Annotated in this window: 17 protein-coding genes; 4 read left to right on the top strand and 13 right to left on the bottom strand. The window is 70.4% G+C overall.

The features are described 5' to 3' along the window. Window positions 1-28: 28 nt before the first annotated feature. On the bottom strand, window positions 29-850 hold the full coding sequence (locus tag EAS64_RS27005) for a mycofactocin-coupled SDR family oxidoreductase (protein WP_246115873.1): 822 nt from the start codon (window positions 848-850) through the stop codon (window positions 29-31). Window positions 851-1060: 210 nt separating this feature from the next. On the opposite strand from EAS64_RS27005, the gene EAS64_RS27000 reads away from it, so the two are divergent. Genes EAS64_RS27000 through EAS64_RS26990 form a run of 3 tightly spaced genes read left to right on the top strand, consistent with a single transcriptional unit; the run spans window position 1061 to window position 4319 of the window. After that, window positions 1061-1894, top strand: a complete 834-nt coding sequence (locus EAS64_RS27000; protein ID WP_145857458.1) for an enoyl-CoA hydratase/isomerase family protein — start codon at window positions 1061-1063, stop codon at window positions 1892-1894. A 2-nt stretch (window positions 1895-1896) separates the two neighbouring features. Further along, complete coding sequence (locus tag EAS64_RS26995; RefSeq protein ID WP_222849636.1) at window positions 1897-3576, top strand: AMP-binding protein; 1680 nt, start codon at window positions 1897-1899, stop codon at window positions 3574-3576. After that, window positions 3573-4319 (top strand): SDR family NAD(P)-dependent oxidoreductase, encoded by a 747-nt coding sequence (locus tag EAS64_RS26990; protein WP_145857455.1) that lies wholly within the window; start codon window positions 3573-3575, stop codon window positions 4317-4319. The genes EAS64_RS26995 and EAS64_RS26990 overlap by 4 nt, the downstream gene beginning before the upstream one ends. Window positions 4320-4382: 63 nt before the next feature. Here EAS64_RS26990 and EAS64_RS26985 read toward each other — a convergent pair whose 3' ends face one another. From EAS64_RS26985 to EAS64_RS26940, 10 genes are all read right to left on the bottom strand, one after another. Next, window positions 4383-4568 carry a methyltransferase domain-containing protein gene (locus EAS64_RS26985; protein WP_145857453.1) on the bottom strand — a complete coding sequence of 62 codons (186 nt, stop codon included), beginning with the start codon at window positions 4566-4568 and terminating at the stop codon, window positions 4383-4385. A gap of 27 nt (window positions 4569-4595) precedes the next feature. Next, window positions 4596-6128, bottom strand: coding sequence for an acyl-CoA synthetase (locus EAS64_RS26980; protein ID WP_145857452.1), 1533 nt, complete (start codon window positions 6126-6128; stop codon window positions 4596-4598). Then, window positions 6119-7672 (bottom strand): AMP-binding protein, encoded by a 1554-nt coding sequence (locus tag EAS64_RS26975; RefSeq protein WP_145857450.1) that lies wholly within the window; start codon window positions 7670-7672, stop codon window positions 6119-6121. Before EAS64_RS26975 ends, EAS64_RS26980 begins: the two co-directional genes overlap by 10 nt. 112 nt (window positions 7673-7784) lie before the next feature. Beyond that, entirely contained in the window at window positions 7785-8696 is a 912-nt protein-coding gene (locus EAS64_RS26970) for an alpha/beta fold hydrolase (protein ID WP_145857448.1), read from the bottom strand. Window positions 8697-8734: 38 nt separating this feature from the next. Continuing rightward, complete coding sequence (locus EAS64_RS26965; protein WP_222849635.1) at window positions 8735-9781, bottom strand: zinc-dependent alcohol dehydrogenase; 1047 nt, start codon at window positions 9779-9781, stop codon at window positions 8735-8737. Between the two features lie 25 nt (window positions 9782-9806). Next, a complete protein-coding gene (locus EAS64_RS26960) occupies window positions 9807-10625 on the bottom strand; it encodes a sugar phosphate isomerase/epimerase family protein (protein WP_187366207.1) in 819 nt (272 codons plus the stop codon). After that, window positions 10625-10843 (bottom strand): hypothetical protein, encoded by a 219-nt coding sequence (locus EAS64_RS26955; protein WP_145857445.1) that lies wholly within the window; start codon window positions 10841-10843, stop codon window positions 10625-10627. Before EAS64_RS26955 ends, EAS64_RS26960 begins: the two co-directional genes overlap by 1 nt. After that, entirely contained in the window at window positions 10840-11307 is a 468-nt protein-coding gene (locus EAS64_RS26950) for a Zn-ribbon domain-containing OB-fold protein (protein WP_145857443.1), read from the bottom strand. The genes EAS64_RS26955 and EAS64_RS26950 overlap by 4 nt, the downstream gene beginning before the upstream one ends. Then, a complete protein-coding gene (locus EAS64_RS26945; protein ID WP_145857441.1) occupies window positions 11304-12515 on the bottom strand; it encodes a thiolase C-terminal domain-containing protein in 1212 nt (403 codons plus the stop codon). Before EAS64_RS26945 ends, EAS64_RS26950 begins: the two co-directional genes overlap by 4 nt. 3 nt (window positions 12516-12518) lie before the next feature. Continuing rightward, entirely contained in the window at window positions 12519-13643 is a 1125-nt protein-coding gene (locus EAS64_RS26940) for an amidohydrolase family protein (protein ID WP_145857440.1), read from the bottom strand. 99 nt (window positions 13644-13742) lie between these two features. Here EAS64_RS26940 and EAS64_RS26935 point away from each other — a divergent pair, with 99 nt between their 5' ends. Then, window positions 13743-14411 (top strand): TetR/AcrR family transcriptional regulator, encoded by a 669-nt coding sequence (locus tag EAS64_RS26935; RefSeq protein WP_145857437.1) that lies wholly within the window; start codon window positions 13743-13745, stop codon window positions 14409-14411. A 9-nt stretch (window positions 14412-14420) separates the two neighbouring features. Here EAS64_RS26935 and EAS64_RS26930 read toward each other — a convergent pair whose 3' ends face one another. Together EAS64_RS26930 and EAS64_RS26925 are read right to left on the bottom strand one after the other, a co-directional pair. Next, a complete protein-coding gene (locus EAS64_RS26930) occupies window positions 14421-14954 on the bottom strand; it encodes a pyridoxamine 5'-phosphate oxidase family protein (protein ID WP_145857435.1) in 534 nt (177 codons plus the stop codon). A gap of 75 nt (window positions 14955-15029) precedes the next feature. Further along, window positions 15030-15872 (bottom strand): SDR family NAD(P)-dependent oxidoreductase, encoded by an 843-nt coding sequence (locus EAS64_RS26925; RefSeq protein ID WP_145857433.1) that lies wholly within the window; start codon window positions 15870-15872, stop codon window positions 15030-15032. Window positions 15873-15941: the final 69 nt, after the last annotated feature.

Here is a 15941-nt window from a genome sequence, read left to right as displayed (position 1 = left end):
TGAGCGGGCCAGGGAAGTACCGCCGTCGTCAGCGGATGGCGAATCCGGCGTCGAGCGGCAGCTGGATGCCGGTGATGTAGGCCGCCTCGTCGGACACCAGCCAGGCGACCGCGTCGGCGATGTTCTCCGCCTGCAGGATCGGGATCGGCAGGGCGTTCTGCATCGCGCTGATGGTGTTCTTGCCGCCCGCGGCGGCCTCCGCCATCAGCTTCTCCATGGCTGGGTTGAGATTCATCCCAGTCGCGACCCCCGTCGGGTGGATGGTGTTGACCCGGATCATCTCGGGCGCGTACTGGTTGGCGAGCACCTGCATGAGGCCGACAAGGCCGCGCTTGGCGGCCGTGTAGGCCTGGGCACCCGCCTTGTCGGTACCCACGCCCTTCATGCCCGCCGTCGAGCTGGTGATCACGATCGAACCGCCGCGGCCGCCCGCGCGGATGGCCGGGAGCACGACCTCGATGGTGCGCCATACCCCCGTCAGGTTGACGTCGATGATGTCGACCCAGGTCTGGTCACGGTCGCCGTCGGGTGACAGCCGGATGATGCCCGCGTTGGCCAGCAGCACGTCTACCCGGCCGAAGCGGTCCAGGCCCATCGCGAGGACCCGGCGCAGGTCGTCATAGCTGCGCACGTCGCCCTTCGCGGCGACGATCTCCCCGCCCGCCGCCTCCACCAGCTTGACGGTCGCGCGCAGGTCGTCCTCGGTCGCGTTGGGGTAGTCCATCGACGGGATGTCGGCGCAGATGTCCAGGCCGATGATGTTCATGCCCTTGGACGCCAGCTTCACCGCGTGCGCCCGCCCTTGGCCGCGGGCCACGCCGGTGATGAACGCCACCTTCTTCACGGTCACTGTGGTCGCCTCCAGCTGCATCCAAGGTTCTGCACTGCGTGTACCGGCCCGATGCTTGCCCGGGCACCTTGCCGACGCTAACATTTTTAGTTAGATGTTTACAATAAGTGGGCGATATGGAAACGGCAGCGCCCGTCCTCGGTGGTGGTCTCCAGTCGCGACGTCGGGCATATTGGGTGACCGCAGCCAGTCGAAAGGAGAGGCCCGCCCATGACGGAGCCGACCGATTTCCGCCGGTCCGAGGACAACGGCGTACTCACCATCACCTTCACCAGGGACGACAAGCTCAACGCGGTCTCCCCGGCGATGATCGACGGCCTGCGGGCCGCCGTCGACGACCTGGGCGACAGAGACGACCTCAAGGTGCTGGTGCTCGCCGCGGAGGGCCGTTATTTCACCGCGGGCATTGACCTGCGTGACAGCGGCGCCGGCGGCCGGCGCGGGTACGCGCCAGACGGCAGCTTCAGCCCCCGGCGACTGCGCCGCGGCTACCGCAGCTTCCACCTGCTGATGGACGAACTCGAGGCCATCGAGAAGCCCTCAGTGATCGCCGTGCACGCGCGCTGCCTCGGGGTCGGCCTGGAGATCGGCGCCTCCTGCGACTTCCGGCTGGCCGCGGAGGGCGCCAGCTTCGCCCTGCCGGAACTGCCCAACCTAGCCGTGATACCCGGATCAGGCGGCATCAGCCGGGTGACCCGGCTGGTCGGTCCGCACTGGGGCAAGTGGCTGGCGTTCGGCGAGGAGGTCTCGGCGGAGCTCGCGCTCACGATGGGGCTCGTCCACGCCGTGTACCCGGCCGAGTCATTCCGCGAGCGCGTCACCGCGTTCGCGCGCAAGCTCGCGGCGCTGCCCAGCGAGGCGGCCGGGGTCACCAAGACCGCGGTCGACATCGCCGCGAGCGTGGACCGCGGCACCGCTCGCGACTTCGACCGCTACGCGAACACCATCCTGCTCACCTCCGACGAGCACCGCGCCAAGCTCGAGGCGTTCAAGAGCCGCAAGCGCCCGCCGGCTGGCGCGGCTCCAGGAGATCAGGCGGAATAGCGGTGGACTCCCCGTCGCTTGCCGCGCACATCCGGGAAGGCGCCGCCGCCCACGACGGCTGCCCGCTGGTATTCGCGGGCGCCGACGGCGAGCGCGCCACGACGCTCGGTGCCCTGGTGAGCGACGCGGAGAGGGCCGCGGCAGCGCTGCAGGCCCGGGGCATCGGCCACGGCGACGTGGTCGCAGTCCAGCTGCCAGGCTCCTACGAGGGAGCGGTGATCCAGGCGGCCGTCGGCCTGTGCGGAGCGGTCCTGCTGCCGGTGGTGATGATCTACGGCCACCGGGAGATGGACGTCCTGCTGCGCCGGTCGGGCGCCGCCGCGGTCATCCTGCCCCGCGAGCACCGCGGCCGCCCGCACGCCGACGTCGTGCTCGGCGGGCTGTCCCGGCTGCCCGCGCTGAAATTCGCGGTCGTGACGGGCGACGACGGCCCCGGCCACGGTGCGATCGGCTACGCCGGGCTGCTCGCCGAGCCGGGCGGTACGTACCGGCAGCCGCATCCCGGCCCCGATGACCGAGCCGTGCTCATGTATACCTCGGGGACCACGGCCGAACCCAAGGGCGTGCAGCATTCGCACCGCACCCTGCTGGCCGAGGCGACCTCCCGGGTGTACACGCTCAACGGGCCGGGCGCCAGGCACCTGGGGCTCTTTCCGCCCGGTCACATGGCCGGGCTGCTCAGCTTGCTGCGGATCTTGCTGCTCGGCACGCCAACGGTGATCATGCAGGCCTGGGAAGCCGCTCTGGCCGCCGAGCTGATCGACAGGCACGCGGTCACGTCCTGCGGCGGAGCACCCGTCCAGCTGTCCGGCCTGCTCGACAGGCAGGCCAGCGGCGCCGTCAGCCTCGGCACGCTGCGCGAGTTCCTGACCGGCGCGGCACCGGTCCCGCCGAGCCTGGTCCGGCGCGCGGACGCCGCGGGAATCACCGCATTCCGCTCCTACGGCAGCAGCGAGCACCCGACGGTGACCGCGGGCACCATCGACGACCCGCTCGGCGTGCGGGCCGAGACCGACGGCCGGCTGCTCCCCGGCAATCAGGTCCGCCTGGTCGGCGCCGATGGCCGCGACGTGCCCGACGGGCATGAGGGCGAGATCGTCACCCGCGGCCCCGAGCTGTTCACCGGGTACACCGACCAGGCACTGAACGCGGCCGCGTTCCTGCCAGGCGGCTGGTTCCGCACCGGGGACCTCGGGCGGATCGACGAGGCCGGGCACCTGACGGTCACCGACCGGCTCAAGGACATCATCATCCGCGGCGGGGAGAACATCTCGTCCAAGGAGGTGGAGGACCTGCTGATCACCCACCCGGCGGTGGCGGACGTGGCGGTTATCCCGGTGCCTGACCCGGCGCTCGGCGAGCGGGTCTGCGCGGTGGTCGTCGCGCGCCCAGGATTCACCTTCGATATCGAACAGGCCAGGGCCCACGTCGCCGCGGCCGGAGCCGCCAGGCAGAAGACTCCCGAGGTCATCGTGCTGGCGGACGAGCTGCCGCGCACCCCCTCTGGAAAGGTCCGCAAGGACGTGCTGCGCGCTGGGCACGTCCCGTTGAGCGGGAGGCAGATGGGACGCGAGGCGTTACGTGAGGTACATATGAAGTGCGCAGCTACCGGTAGCGTCCGCTGGCCGCCAGCCCGGACCGGCCCGCATCGGCGGTCCCCTGCACAGGGAAAGGTCGAATGACAACCACCAGAGTGGCCCTCGTTACCGGCGCGGCGGCGGGCATCGGAGCGGCCTGTTCCATCCGGCTCGCTAAGGAAGGCATCGCCGTAGGCGTACTCGACCTTGACGAGGGGCGCTGCGCCGGCACCGTCCGGGAGATTGAGGCGGACGGCGGCAAGGCCGTCGCGCTTGGTGCCGACGTCTCCGATCGCGTCCAGGTGAGGGCGGCGGTGGCCAGGCTGCGTGACACCTTCGGCCCGATCACCATCCTCGTGAACAACGCAGGCGTCACCGACTTCACGCCGTTCGAGGACATAACCGAGGAGCTGCTCAGCTTCGTCTACAAGGTCAACGTCTTCGGCCCGATCATCGTGACGCAAGAGATCTTGTCCGATATGAAGGCGGAGCACTGGGGCCGGGTGGTGAACATCTCATCCTCCAGCGCGCAGACCGGCTCGAGCAAAATGGCGGCCTATTCGTCGTCCAAGGGCGCTGTCATCAGCCTCACTCGCACGCTGGCCCAGGAGCTTGGCCCGCACGGCATCACCGTGAACACCATCCCGCCGGGCTCGATCACAGGCACGATCATGGCCGATGAGAACATCAGCGAGGCGAGCAAGGAAAGGCTCGCGGCGACGCTGCCGGTGCGGCGCGTCGGCCGCCCCGAGGACATCGCCAATGCCTGCGCATTCCTGTGCAGTGAGGCATCGAGCTACGTGACCGCACAGGTGATCGGTGTCAACGGCGGTCGCGTCGTCACCTGACAAGACGGCACCGCATCGTTTACGGGGCAGCGGGCGCGGCGGCGGGGTGAAGGGATCAGGGCTCTAGCCGCAGGTGACGACATCGAAGCGCGCGTCGCCGGCGCCGAGCCGGTGAGCGTCCATGACACAAGTGGCGAGCTGCGGAACCTTGCGGTGGTCAGCGGCCAGGGCACGGAGCATGCCGGGCGCGTTATCGATCGCGAGCACCGCCCCGCGCGGACCGACGGCCAGGGCGGCAGGTGCGGTCACCGCGTGCTGGGCCGGCTTGGTGCCGCGTCAGGAAGGCGGAACGGCGCGGTAGCGGTCCATGAGCAGGCGGCGCAGCATCTTGCCCGACGGCAGCCGCGGCAGTTCGTCCTCGAACGAGACTGAGCGGGGCGCCTTGTAGTGCGCGATCCGCGAGCGGCAGAAGGCGATCAGTTCGGCGGCCAGCTCAGGGGTGCCGCTGCCGGGGACCGCTGGCTGCACGACCGCGTGCACCCGCTGGCCCATCTCTTCGTCCGGGATGCCGAACACGACGATGTCGGAGACGGCCGGGTGGAGGGCGAGCGCGTCCTCGATCTCCCGCGGGTAGATGTTCACCCCGCCGGACAGGATCAGGTCGGTGCGCCGGTCCGCCAGGTACAGGTACCCCTCCGCGTCGACCGAGCCCATGTCACCGAGGGTGCTCCAGCCCTTGTCGTTGTACACGCCGGCCGTCTTCGCTGGGTCGTTGTGGTAGCTGAACCGTCGCGTGCCGCTGAACCATATGGTGCCGATCTCGCCGGACGGCAGCTCGTCGCCGTCGTCGGAGCAGATGTGCACCTGGCCGGCAATCGGCTTGCCGACCGAGCCCCGGTGGCGCAGCCACGCGGGACTTTCGATCAGGCAGAACCCGTTACCCTCGCTGCCCGCGTAGAACTCGCTCAAGATCGGCCCAAGCCAGGCGATCATCTGTTCCTTGACCTCGACGGAGACCGGCGCGGCGCTGTGCACGACCAGCCGCAGGCTCGAGGTGTCGAACGCGGACCGCTGCGCCTCGGGCAGCTTCAGCATCCGGACGAACATGGTTGCCACGAACTGGCCGTGGGTCACCCGGTGGTGCTCGATCAGCTCAAGCGCGCGGACCGCGTCGAAGCGCTCCATCACCACCACGGTGCCGCCGTTGCGGATCGTGCCGAGCGACCAGCCGATCGGCGCACCGTGGTAGAGCGGCCCGGTGCTGAGGAACACCGTCTCCGGCGAGAACCCGAAGAAGTTCTTCATGGTGGAGTCGATGTTCAGGCCGGCGCCGAAGGGCTGGCCGGTCAGCGCGGGCAGGATGCCCTTAGGCTGGCCGGTGGTGCCGGACGAGTAGAGCATGTAGTAACCCTCAAGCTCGTCCGGTACCGGCGTGTCCGGCATCGGCGCGATCGCCTCCGCAAGCGACTCCACGCCGGGAACCGGCGGCCCGACGCTCAGCCTGCCCTCAAGAGCGGGCGCCGAGGCGGCGGCGGAGGCCGCCAGGTCCTCCAGGTCGCCTGAGGCGACGAGCAGGCGCGCACCGCAGTCGGCCACGATGTAGGCGGCCTCGGCCGCGGACAGGTGCCAGTTCACCGGGGTGTAGAACAGCCCGGAACGCTGCGCCGCCCACACGACCGGGAAGAACTCGGGCCGGTTCTCCATGAGGACCGCGATGTGGTCGCCCGGACGCAGGCCGCGGGCGCGGAACAGCTGGGCGATCTGGTTGGACTGCCGTTCCAGCTCCGCGTAGGACAGCCGGGCGCCGGATCCGGCCATGATGACGGCCGGCTTGTCGCCGTACTCGCGGGCGAGTCGGGTCAGGTGCATGAGGCCTGCTTAAGCTGCTCGATCAGCCGGTGCTTCATCATCTTGCCCGCCACCGAGCGGGGCAGCGAGCCGACGACGATGACCGACTTGGGGCATTTGTAGTGCGCGAGACGCGCCCGGGTCCAGTCGATGATGTCGCGCTCGAGCACAACGCCGCCGGTGTACCCTTCGCGCAGCGTGACGACCGCCTGCACCGACTCGCCGTACTCGTCGTCGGGCACGCCGATGACCGCGACGTCGTCGACCGCCGGGTGCTCGATCAGCAGGTCCTCGATCTCCCGCGGGTAGATGTTGACGCCGCCGGAGATGATTGTGTGGTCGGAGCGGCCGGTGATGAATAGGTACCCGCCGGAGTCGAGGTGGCCGATGTCGCCCATCTTGGCCCAGCCCTTGTCGTTGTACATCGCGGCGGACTTGTCCGGGTCACCGTGGTAGGCGAACTTGTTGGCCGGGCGGGTGAACCAGATGATGCCGTCCTCGCCCGGTGGCAGCTCCCGCCCGGCGTCGTCGGTGATGGCCACCGAGCCGGGGGCGACCCGGCCGACCGAGCCGGGGTGCTCCAGCCATTCCTCGCTGCGGATGGAGACGTGGCCCGCCGCCTCGGTGGCGGAGTAGTACTCGCTGATGACCGGGCCGAACCACTCGATCATCCGCCGCTTGACCTCGACCGGGCAGGGCGCGGCGCTGTGCGCGATCGCGCGCAGGCTGCTGACGTCGTACCGGCGGCGCACCTCCTCGGGCAGCCGCAGCAGCCGGATGAACATCGTCGGGACGAACTGGGCGTAGGTCACCCGGTACCGCTCGATCGCCTGGAGCGTCTGCTCGGCGTCGAACCTCGGCGGCAGCACCACGGTGCCGCCGTTCCTGTGCGTCGACATGGCCGACACCAGCGGCGCGGCGTGGTAGAGCGGGCCCACGTTCAGCGTCACGGTGTCCGGGTCGAGCCCGTAGCGGTTCACCCAGAGGATGTCGCCCTCGACGTCGCCGAACCGCCGGGCGATGTCGATCTTGGCGTGCACGATCCCCTTCGGGCGGCCGGTGGTCCCCGATGAGTAGAGCATCGCCTGGCCCTCGAGCTCGGGGCCGAGCGGAGTGGTTCCTGCCGCACCGACCGTCGCCGCGTAGTCCTCCCAGCCCGCGGGGACCGCGTCCGCGTCCGCGCCAACGAGCAGCCGCAGGCCGAGCCCGGGGAGGCCGGCGGCCGCCTGGCCGGCCACGCCTGCCAGGTCGGCCGAGACGATCAGCGCCTTCGACTCCGAGTTCTCCAGCATGTAGCGCACCTCACCCGGGGTGAGGTGCCAGTTGATGGCGGTGTAGTAGTAGCCGGCCCGCCGGGCCGCCCACACCACCTCGAAGTACTCGGGCACGTTGGTCATGAAGATCGCCACGTGGTGGCCGGGCTCAAGCCCGCGGGACCGAAGCACGTTCGCCAGCCGCCTGGACTGGTCGACCATGGTCCGGTACGAGATCCGCTGGCCGGTGGCCGGCACGATCACCGCGGCGGTATCCGGTGCCTGGTCGGCATGGTCGTCGGGGCGTAGCATACGAGTAGCTTATAAAGATTAGTAATCTGATTCAACGGTGACGATGCCGGATCCGTGCACGGCTCGGGGTCCCGGCGGGCGGTGCCAGAGTCAGCCGCACCCGTTCTGGATGCTAGAGAATGAAATCCTCGATCAGCCGGGCCAGCGCCAGCGGCTGGTCGCTCTGGATGGCGTGCCCGGCGCCGGGCACCACCTCGACCCGGGCGGCCGGGAGCCGCCGGCGGAACTCGGCCACGTCCTCCTCACCGGTGAACGGCGAGTCGGCACCGAGCACCAGCAGGACGGGGACGGTGATGGCGGAGACGTCCGCCCACAGCCCGGTGTGGTCGCCAACCGACGCCGGGCGGTCACCGAACAGGTCGTACCGCCAGGTCCAGCGGCCGTCGGGGAGCCGCACGGCGTTGTGCCGCACGCCGCGCTCAACCGCCGACCTGGGGCGGCCGGGACTCGCGGCGACCGCCGCGGCGGCCATCGCCTCAAACGACTCGTAGACAGGCGGCCCGCTGACCAGGGCGACCGCGCCGCGCTTGGCTTGCGGCATGGCGCGTGAGCGGACGCCGCTGTTGGGGGTGACGTCGACAATCACCGCGCGGTGGACCAGGCCGGGACGGGTGGCCGCGAGCCGGATGAGGGTGGACCCGCCAAGCGACATGCCGACCACCGCGCGGGCGGCGGGCGCGGCCCGCTCCATGACGGCGGCGACCGCCTCGGCGTTGCGCCAGGGGCCGTAGTCGCGGTCCGGCAGGCGGCCGGAGTGCCCGTGGCCGGGCAAGTCGACCGCGAGCAGCGGGCGGCCGAGCGCGAGCGCGAGGGTGTCCCAGGTGTGCGCGTTCTGCCCGCCGCCGTGCAGCAGCACGAGCTCCGGCTCGGCATCGCCCCAGGCGAGGGCGGATATCGCCTGCCCGCCGGCCAGCGTGAAGTGCCTCCTGGTGACCGGCGGGATGGCGCTCAGCGCAAGGCCCGCCTCGGCGGCGTTGTCACCGAGCATCCCGAACTCGTCGTAATCGTCAGCTTCACCGCTCATGCTGTCCAGCCTGTCAGATGGCCGCGGATTCCACGGCGTCAGCTCATTCGCAGGGAGAGCCGGATCGCGTCGCGGCCCGGAAGCTGGCGCGACAGCATGCGCAGCGCGTCGCCGAAGCCGTCGACGGTGACGACCTCGCCAAGGAGGTCGGCGGTGGGGACCATGCCCTGCCTGATCAGCTCGACCGAGGTCTTGACGTGATCGCCGGGGAAACCCGCGTGCAGGTGCAGCTGGCGCATCGGGATCAGGTCGCTGATGAAGCCCTCGACCGGCTTACGGTCCTTCAGACCGCCGATGACGACGGTGCCGCCGCGCCTGGCCATCTGCATGCCCTGGGTGACGGTGGCGGTGGAGCCGGACGCGGCGTCGATCACCACGTGGACGCCGTCGCCGGTGAGCTCGCGGATACGCTCGACAGGATCGGCGGCGCCGATGTCGATCGCCTCCTCCACCCCCAGCTTGCGGGCCGCGTCGAGCCGCATGGCGTCGGCCGGGGTGCCGGTGATGAAGACGCGCTCCGCGCCGGCCGCCCGGGCGGCGACGATCGAGGCGAGGCCCAGGTGCCCGGGGCCGAGGATGGCCACCGAGTCGCCCGGCTTGACCGCGGTCGCCCAGCGGACGGCGATGGCGAGCGGTTCCCAGACGGTGAGCTCGGCGGCGGGGATGTCGTCGGGTAGCGGTTCAACCAGGGTCTCCGGCAGCAGCTCCATGTAGTCGGCGAATCCGCCGAACAGCCCGGACCGCTCGTCGATGGCGTAGTCGTGGCCGTAGACGCGGATGCCGCCTGGCAGCGGCACCGACTCGCGGACGGCGACCCGCTGTCCTTCGACGACGCCCCAGCGGGCGGCGGTCCCCTCGCCCAGGGCGTGGATGCGCCCGACGATCTCGTGCCCGGCGATCGACGGGTACGCTCCGCCCCACGGGGTGTGCACGATGCCGTGCATGTGGTCGACGTCGCTGTGGCACATGCCGACGGCTTCCACCCGCAGTACCGCGCCGCCAGGCTCCGGGTCGGGCACCGGCAGTTCGCGCAGTTCCCAGGTTCCGTCACCGGGCATGACGAGTGCCCTGCTCATCTGGGCCATCGGGCTCCTCCTTATCGCTTCACCGCTACAGTCCGGCGTTGGCCAGCATCGCCGCGGCGGCGGAGACGCCGCGGCGGATGACCGGCCCGTACCCCTCGCTGTCGCCGGGCGGGCCGACCAGCTCGAGCTCGAGCGGGCCGGCGTAGCCGGTGTCCTTGATGTCGGCCAGGATGCGCGCGACCGGCAGGTCGCCCTCGCCGAACGGCACCCGGCCGCCCGACGGCGGGTCGTCCGGGCTGAGCACGGCGCCAATCGAGACGTCGGTCAGCTGCACGAGGCCGATGTGCGGGGCCGCGCGCAGCAGGGTCGCCCGCAGGTCGCGCTCCATCCAGAAGTTGCCGATGTCGGCCACGATTTCCAGCCCGGTCCGCTCGGCCACGTCAACCGCGTCGGCCAGGTTGTTCACGAACGACACCTCGGTCCGCTTGGACGGCTCGAACGCCAGCCGCAGGCCGCGGTCGCGCGCGTACGCCACGCTCGGCGCGGCCGCCTCCGCGAGCCGTTCGAGCAGTTCCTCCCAGAGGTCGCCGGTGGGGCGGCCCGGGGTCAGGTATACGGACCAGCCGTCGTACTTGGCAACCGCGTCGATCCACCGGCGGTGCGCCTCGTGCGTCGCCGCCCAGCTGGCGCGGGCGCCCAGGTCGAACCGGGGGACGATCACGGTGGAGACCCGGATGCCCGCCTCGGCCAGAGCGGCGGTGCCGGCCTCGATCCCGTCGCCAAGCTTGGCCCCGATCAGGCCGGCCCAGCCGAGGCCGAGATCCCGCCACAGGGCAAGATCCTCCTCGAAGGACCAGCGGACGGAGCTCATCGCGCTGACGGAGATGCGCGGGTGGGCTGGCATCAGGCGGGCACGCTGCCGGTATGGAGGCGGGCAAGGTGCAGCCCCTCCTCCTCGGTCGGCGCCTCGACCAGCCATTCACCGCACGAGCACCAGCACTTGTAGTGGTCGCCCTCGGGGACGATCGCCTGCCCGTCATGCTCGCCGCCGGTGATGCCGATGCTGGCCAGAAACTCCGACGGCTTCTCGTCGAGCGGGCTTTCCCCGTCGAAATCACTCACGCGCGCTCCTTGACGGCAGGGCCGGGGACAGGCGAGCCTGCCACCCGGAACACGGGCAGTAGCCAGCCGTCGGAGACCGGGTGGAAGTCGACCGTCAGCGCGGTGCCGATCGAGACGTCGGCCGGGTCCACGTCGATGACGTTGGTGACCAGCCGGGCGCCTGGTGCGTCGGGCAGGTCGACGACCGCCGGGACCAGGGTGATGTCCGGCAGCCCGGGAAACCCGTGCACCACCGTGAACGTGTATACGGTGCCCCGGCCGGACAGCTCTGTCCAGTCCACGGCGGTCGACTGGCAGTGCGGGCAGAACGGCGACGGCGGCAGCCGGAACCGGCCGCAGTCCGCGCACCTGGGGGCGACCAGGCGGCGTTCCCGCGCGGCCAGCCAGAACGGCTCGGTGCTCGGGTCGGTGGCGATCTTGACCGCGCCGGCCGGCAGGGCGGTCGCCAGCGTGGGTGTGCTCATCGGTCACGTCCCAGGATCAGCCCGCTGTTCGGGATCGCGGAGGGGCCGCCGGTAACCAGCGCGAGCTCGGCCCCGGCGACCTGGTTGACGGCGGTGCCGCGCAGTTGCTCGACGCCTTCCAGGATGTGGGTGGCGCCGATGACGTAGGCCTCGGAGAGCTGGCCGCCGTGCGTGTTCACCGGGATGCCGCCAGGCTTGCGCTCCGGCGTGTACCTGATCGCGCCGCTGAGCACGAACGGGCCGCCCTCGCCCTTCTTGCAGAAGCCGTAGTCCTCGAGCTGCATGAGCACCATCGGCGAGAAGTGGTCGTAGATTAGCGCCACGTCGATGTCCTGGGCGGTGATCCCGGCCCGGGCGTACAGCCGGTCGGCGATGGGCTTGTTCCCGGACGAGGCGAAGGTCTCGTCGTCTGGCATGCCGAACCAGGAGAACGCGCGTCCCCACTCGCGGGTGCCGCCGTGCGCGGCCGCGACCACGGGCACCGGCGGCTGCCGCAGGTCACGGGCGCGCTCGATGGAGGTGGTGACGATGGCGACCGCGCCCTCGCTCTCCAGGCAGAAGTCGTACAGGCAGAGCGGGTCGGCGATCATCCGCGCGGCGAAGTACTGCTCGCGGGTGAGCGGCTCGCGGTAGCGTGCCTTCGGCCGGCTGAGCGCGTTCTGCCTGGTGGAGATGGCGATCTCGGCGAACGCGTCGCGCGTCGTCCCGTACTGGTACATGTGCCGCCGGGTCAGCAGCGACATCAGGTGGCCGGGCCCGGCCAGGCCGGACGGCTGCACGAAGGAGCTGACCGGGGTGACCGCCTTAGTCGCAACCACTGTGCCCAGCCGGGTCCGCTGCTGCAGCGCCATCACGGTCACCACGACCGAGGCGTCGCCCGCCACGATCGCGGCCCTGGCGAGTCCGATCGCGCCCGCCGAGCCACCGCCTCCCCCGGTCAGCGCGGCCGAGAACTTCAGCTCGCGGATCCCGAGGGTCTCGACCAGCTCGCCAGCTTCCATCTGCTCGCCGTAGCCCGCCCGGGCGAGCGAGTAGAACGCCAGGCCGTCGACGTCGGTGACCGAGACGCCAGCGTCCGCGCAGGCGGCAAGGATGGCCTCGCCCGCGAGGTGGGTGATGCTCTTGTCCGCGGTCTCGCCGCGCTTGTAGTAAGGCGTCGCCCCGATGCCGGCGATGGCGACGTCGCGCACGCCGGTGTCTCGCGCCACCGGTTAGACCTCGTCCGCGGGAGCGGGCGGCACGTGCGGGAACAGTTCGGCGAAGGCACCCTGGGTGATCCGCAGCCGGGTCTCGACGGGCACGCCGTCGAACAGCTCCTTCAGGGTGTCCTGGGTGTGGCCGTAGGTGCCCTCCATGTGCGGGTAGTCCGACCCGAACATGACGTTCCGGTAGCCCATCGCCGTGTAGGCCGCCACCGCGCTCTCGTCGTGCTGGAAGGACGCGTAGACCTGCGTCATCAGGATGTCCTTGGGGTCGCGGGTCAGCTTCGGCCTGACCGCCATGTGATGCTGCCGGTAGCCCTCCCGCATCCGGTCACCGAGGAACGGGATCCAGCTGGCCCCGCCCTCGGAGATCAGCACCTTCAGGTCCGGGTGCCGGTCCAGCGCACCCGACGCCACCAGCTTCATGGCGAACCGCTGACCCGAGAAAGTCGTCTCGGTGTAGTTCATGACCGCGCCGCCCGGGCCCCGGTAGGCGACGCCGACCTTGCCTGACGTCAGGTCGACTGGGTCGGTGCCAATATGGATGGCGAGCACCATGCCCGCCTGCTCGGCCGCCCGCCAGAGCGGCTCCCAGTCGGCCATGTGCCAGTCGGGGGCGCTCGGGTGCGGCCGGGTCGGCAGGAACACCGACCTGAAGCCCTGCCCGGCCGCCCACTCGAGTTCCGTGACGGCGTCCTCGACCACGAGGGTGGAGACCTGGGCGGTGACGACGTAGCGGTCGGATACCGACGCGACTTCCTCGAGCGCCCACTCGTTGCTTGCGCGCATGCACGCCTTCAGCAGCTCCGGCGTGCGGAAGGTGGACGACCACATGCCGAGCGAGGGGAAGATCACCTCGCCCCAGACCCCCTCGTGGTCGAGGTCGCCGAGCCGCAGCCGGGCATCCCTGATGCCCTCGGCCTTGCGGGTGTTCTCAAGGAACTGCACCGCGGCGGAGGTGGGCAGCTTGCGGCGGAACGTCTGCCCGTCCACCCGCACGGTCTCGTACTCGCCGTCGGGGTCCTTGTCCGCCTTCGGCGTGAGGTCGGCCAGCCGCCTGGGCAGCCGAGACTCCCACAGGTCAGCGGGCTCAAGGAAGTGGGAGTCGCCCGAGTTGGTCCAGATCTTCGGCATGATCCGAGCATTTCACTAACTGATTCAACTGTCTAGAGTTTCTAAGAGCAACTCATTATCTTTTCCATGAGACGGCATGGCCCGCTGATACGATGAACCATGACTGCGCAAGCGCAGAACGCGCGGAGCCGACGCCCCCATGCCACCGGCGAAGCGACCCGTGAGCTGCTCATGGTGGCCGCGGAACGCCTGTTCGCGATGAACGGCGTCGAGGGCGTCACACTGCGCGAGATCCAGACGGCCGCCGGGCAGGCGAACGCCTCCGTGATCACCTACCACTTCGGGTCGCAGGCCGGCCTGGTGCGCGCGCTGCTCGAGTTCCGCTACCGCAAGATCAACGCACGCCGGGCGGAGCTGCTGCGGGAGGCGCAGGAACGCGGGGTCCTCGGTGACCCACGCGAGGCGGTGTGGATCATCGTGCGCCCGCTGATCGAGAGCATCGACGCGGGCGAGATGTTCGTGCCGTTCCTGGCGCGAGTCAGCGCCAATACCCGCACGTTCGCGGAGTACCTGCCGCCGCAGACGCTCGACAGCACCGCCGGCGTGCTGCGGGACGCCGTGCCCGGCCTGCTTTCCGGCTTGCCAGAGCGGGCCAGGGCCGGCCGCGAGGTGCAGCTTTACAACAGCGTGCTCAACCTGCTGGCCGAGCTCGCGCGCGGCCATCAGCGGATCAGCCAGGCCCAGCTCAGCAATTACGTCGACGGCTGGGTGGGGATGCTCACCGCGCCGATGTCACCCGCCACCGCCGAGCTGATGACGCCGGAGTAGCGGGCGTCGCTACGCGCTTGAGCCGCGCCGTTCCCAGCCGTCGATCCCGCTCGACGCCATCGCGTCGTCCAGCTCAGCCGAGCTGTAGGTGAAGAAATCAACCGGGGTGAACTCGATCACCACCCGGGCCGGGGTGTCGAACAGCTCCATCAGCTGTGCGCGGGACTCCGGGTCGGGCCCGAGGCCGGTGCGGTCGAAGAACAAGGGCAGCAGCCAGCGCACGAGCTCACGGTCGCCATGATGGACGGTGGCGCGGGTCTTGGCGGTGACCATGGCCCCGTTCATCTCGGTGCCCTTGCTCGTGACCACGATGCAGCTCTCCGGGCGGGCGGTGAGCGCCTTTACGCGCGCGCGCCTGGTCGTGGTGTGCACCCAGAACTTGCCGTCCGACCATACGAACGAATGCGGCATGCCGACCGGCCAGCCGCTGGAGTTCGTCCAGCAGACGACGCACTCGTTAGTCAGGGCGAAGAGCCGCTCCCGCCCGGCGGCCGAGAGCTTGAAGGTAGAGACATCGTCGAGGTCGCGCAGAGGCTGGTCCATGGCCGGAAGGTAACCCCGCCAGCAGGTCCGTGCTACCTGCCGGTCCCGGCCAACGGGACTAGATCCCTGGCGGCCTCAGCCTGCGTCCGCGTGACCGCCGATGGGCCGGCCGGCCGCGCCCGGCATGTGCGCCAGCAGGCCGCCGTTGACGTCGATGGTCGCGGCCTGCACGTACCTGGCATCATCCGAGGCGAGGAACGCTACCACCGGGGCGATGTCCTGCGGCCTCGCCAGCTCGGTCATGCAGACGTCTTCCAGCGCCGCCGCGAACAGCCCGCGCTGCGCGTCGGTGAAGTTCTCGTCCGCTCCGGTCCAGCCCGTCTCGATCGTCCAGCCGGGCACGATCGTGTTGCAGCGGATACCCCGTTTGCCGTACTGGGTGGCGATGTACTTGGTCAGCACGACCACGCCGGCCTTGGCCGCTCCGTACGCGGCGGCGGTCGCGCTGCCGGCCAGGCCGTTGCCGGAGGACACGTTGATGATCGACCCGGTACCGTTGCGCAGCATGTGCGGCAGTACCGCCCGGGCGCAAAGGAACTGGCTTGTCAGGCAGGTTCTGATCGTCCAGTCCCACGCGTCGAGGCTGGTGCCGATCAGGTCGGTCGCGGCGCCCGGGTGGACCGCGTAGGCGTTGTTGTACAGCGCGTGGACCGCACCGAAGCGGCCGACCGCCGCCTCCACCAGCTGGTGCACGTCGTCTTCGGCGGTCAGGTCGGCAACCTGAGCCAGCGCCGTGCCGCCCGACGACTCGATCTCGGCGGCAACGGCATGGACGCCGTCAGCGTTCAGGTCGGCCGCGACCACCGCCGCGCCGCGCGCCGCGCACAGCAGCGCCGCCGCGCGTCCCATGCCGGACGCCGCGCCGGTGATGATCACCACCTTGCCGTCCAGCGGGCTGACCGGGTAGCCCATCGTCATTGGCAGCCTCCGTCGGCGATCGTCACCGTGTAACGGCCGAACTCCGGCCCGCGGTCAGCCCGCGGGCCG

Origin of the sequence: Trebonia kvetii (genome assembly GCF_007827045.1) — a bacterium.
GTDB classification, from domain to species: Bacteria; Actinomycetota; Actinomycetes; order Streptosporangiales; family Streptosporangiaceae; genus Trebonia; species Trebonia kvetii.
Note: the sequence above shows the minus strand (reverse complement) of the source record. Positions and strands in the feature narration are given on the sequence as shown.

Bases quoted from the DNA above. Each gene is read 5' to 3' on its own strand.
- EAS64_RS26980 (WP_145857452.1), bottom strand. From the start codon at position 6,128: ATGCACCTGACCCGACTCGCCCGCGAGTACGGCGACAAGCCGGCCGTC.
- EAS64_RS26935 (WP_145857437.1), top strand. From the start codon at position 13,743: ATGACTGCGCAAGCGCAGAACGCGCGGAGCCGACGCCCCCATGCCACC.
- EAS64_RS26930 (WP_145857435.1), bottom strand. From the start codon at position 14,954: ATGGACCAGCCTCTGCGCGACCTCGACGATGTCTCTACCTTCAAGCTC.
- EAS64_RS26950 (WP_145857443.1), bottom strand. From the start codon at position 11,307: ATGAGCACACCCACGCTGGCGACCGCCCTGCCGGCCGGCGCGGTCAAG.
- EAS64_RS26990 (WP_145857455.1), top strand. From the start codon at position 3,573: ATGACAACCACCAGAGTGGCCCTCGTTACCGGCGCGGCGGCGGGCATC.
- EAS64_RS26975 (WP_145857450.1), bottom strand. From the start codon at position 7,672: ATGCTACGCCCCGACGACCATGCCGACCAGGCACCGGATACCGCCGCG.
- EAS64_RS26965 (WP_222849635.1), bottom strand. From the start codon at position 9,781: ATGGCCCAGATGAGCAGGGCACTCGTCATGCCCGGTGACGGAACCTGG.
- EAS64_RS26940 (WP_145857440.1), bottom strand. From the start codon at position 13,643: ATGCCGAAGATCTGGACCAACTCGGGCGACTCCCACTTCCTTGAGCCC.
- EAS64_RS27000 (WP_145857458.1), top strand. From the start codon at position 1,061: ATGACGGAGCCGACCGATTTCCGCCGGTCCGAGGACAACGGCGTACTC.
- EAS64_RS26960 (WP_187366207.1), bottom strand. From the start codon at position 10,625: ATGCCAGCCCACCCGCGCATCTCCGTCAGCGCGATGAGCTCCGTCCGC.
- EAS64_RS26925 (WP_145857433.1), bottom strand. From the start codon at position 15,872: ATGACGATGGGCTACCCGGTCAGCCCGCTGGACGGCAAGGTGGTGATC.
- EAS64_RS26970 (WP_145857448.1), bottom strand. From the start codon at position 8,696: ATGAGCGGTGAAGCTGACGATTACGACGAGTTCGGGATGCTCGGTGAC.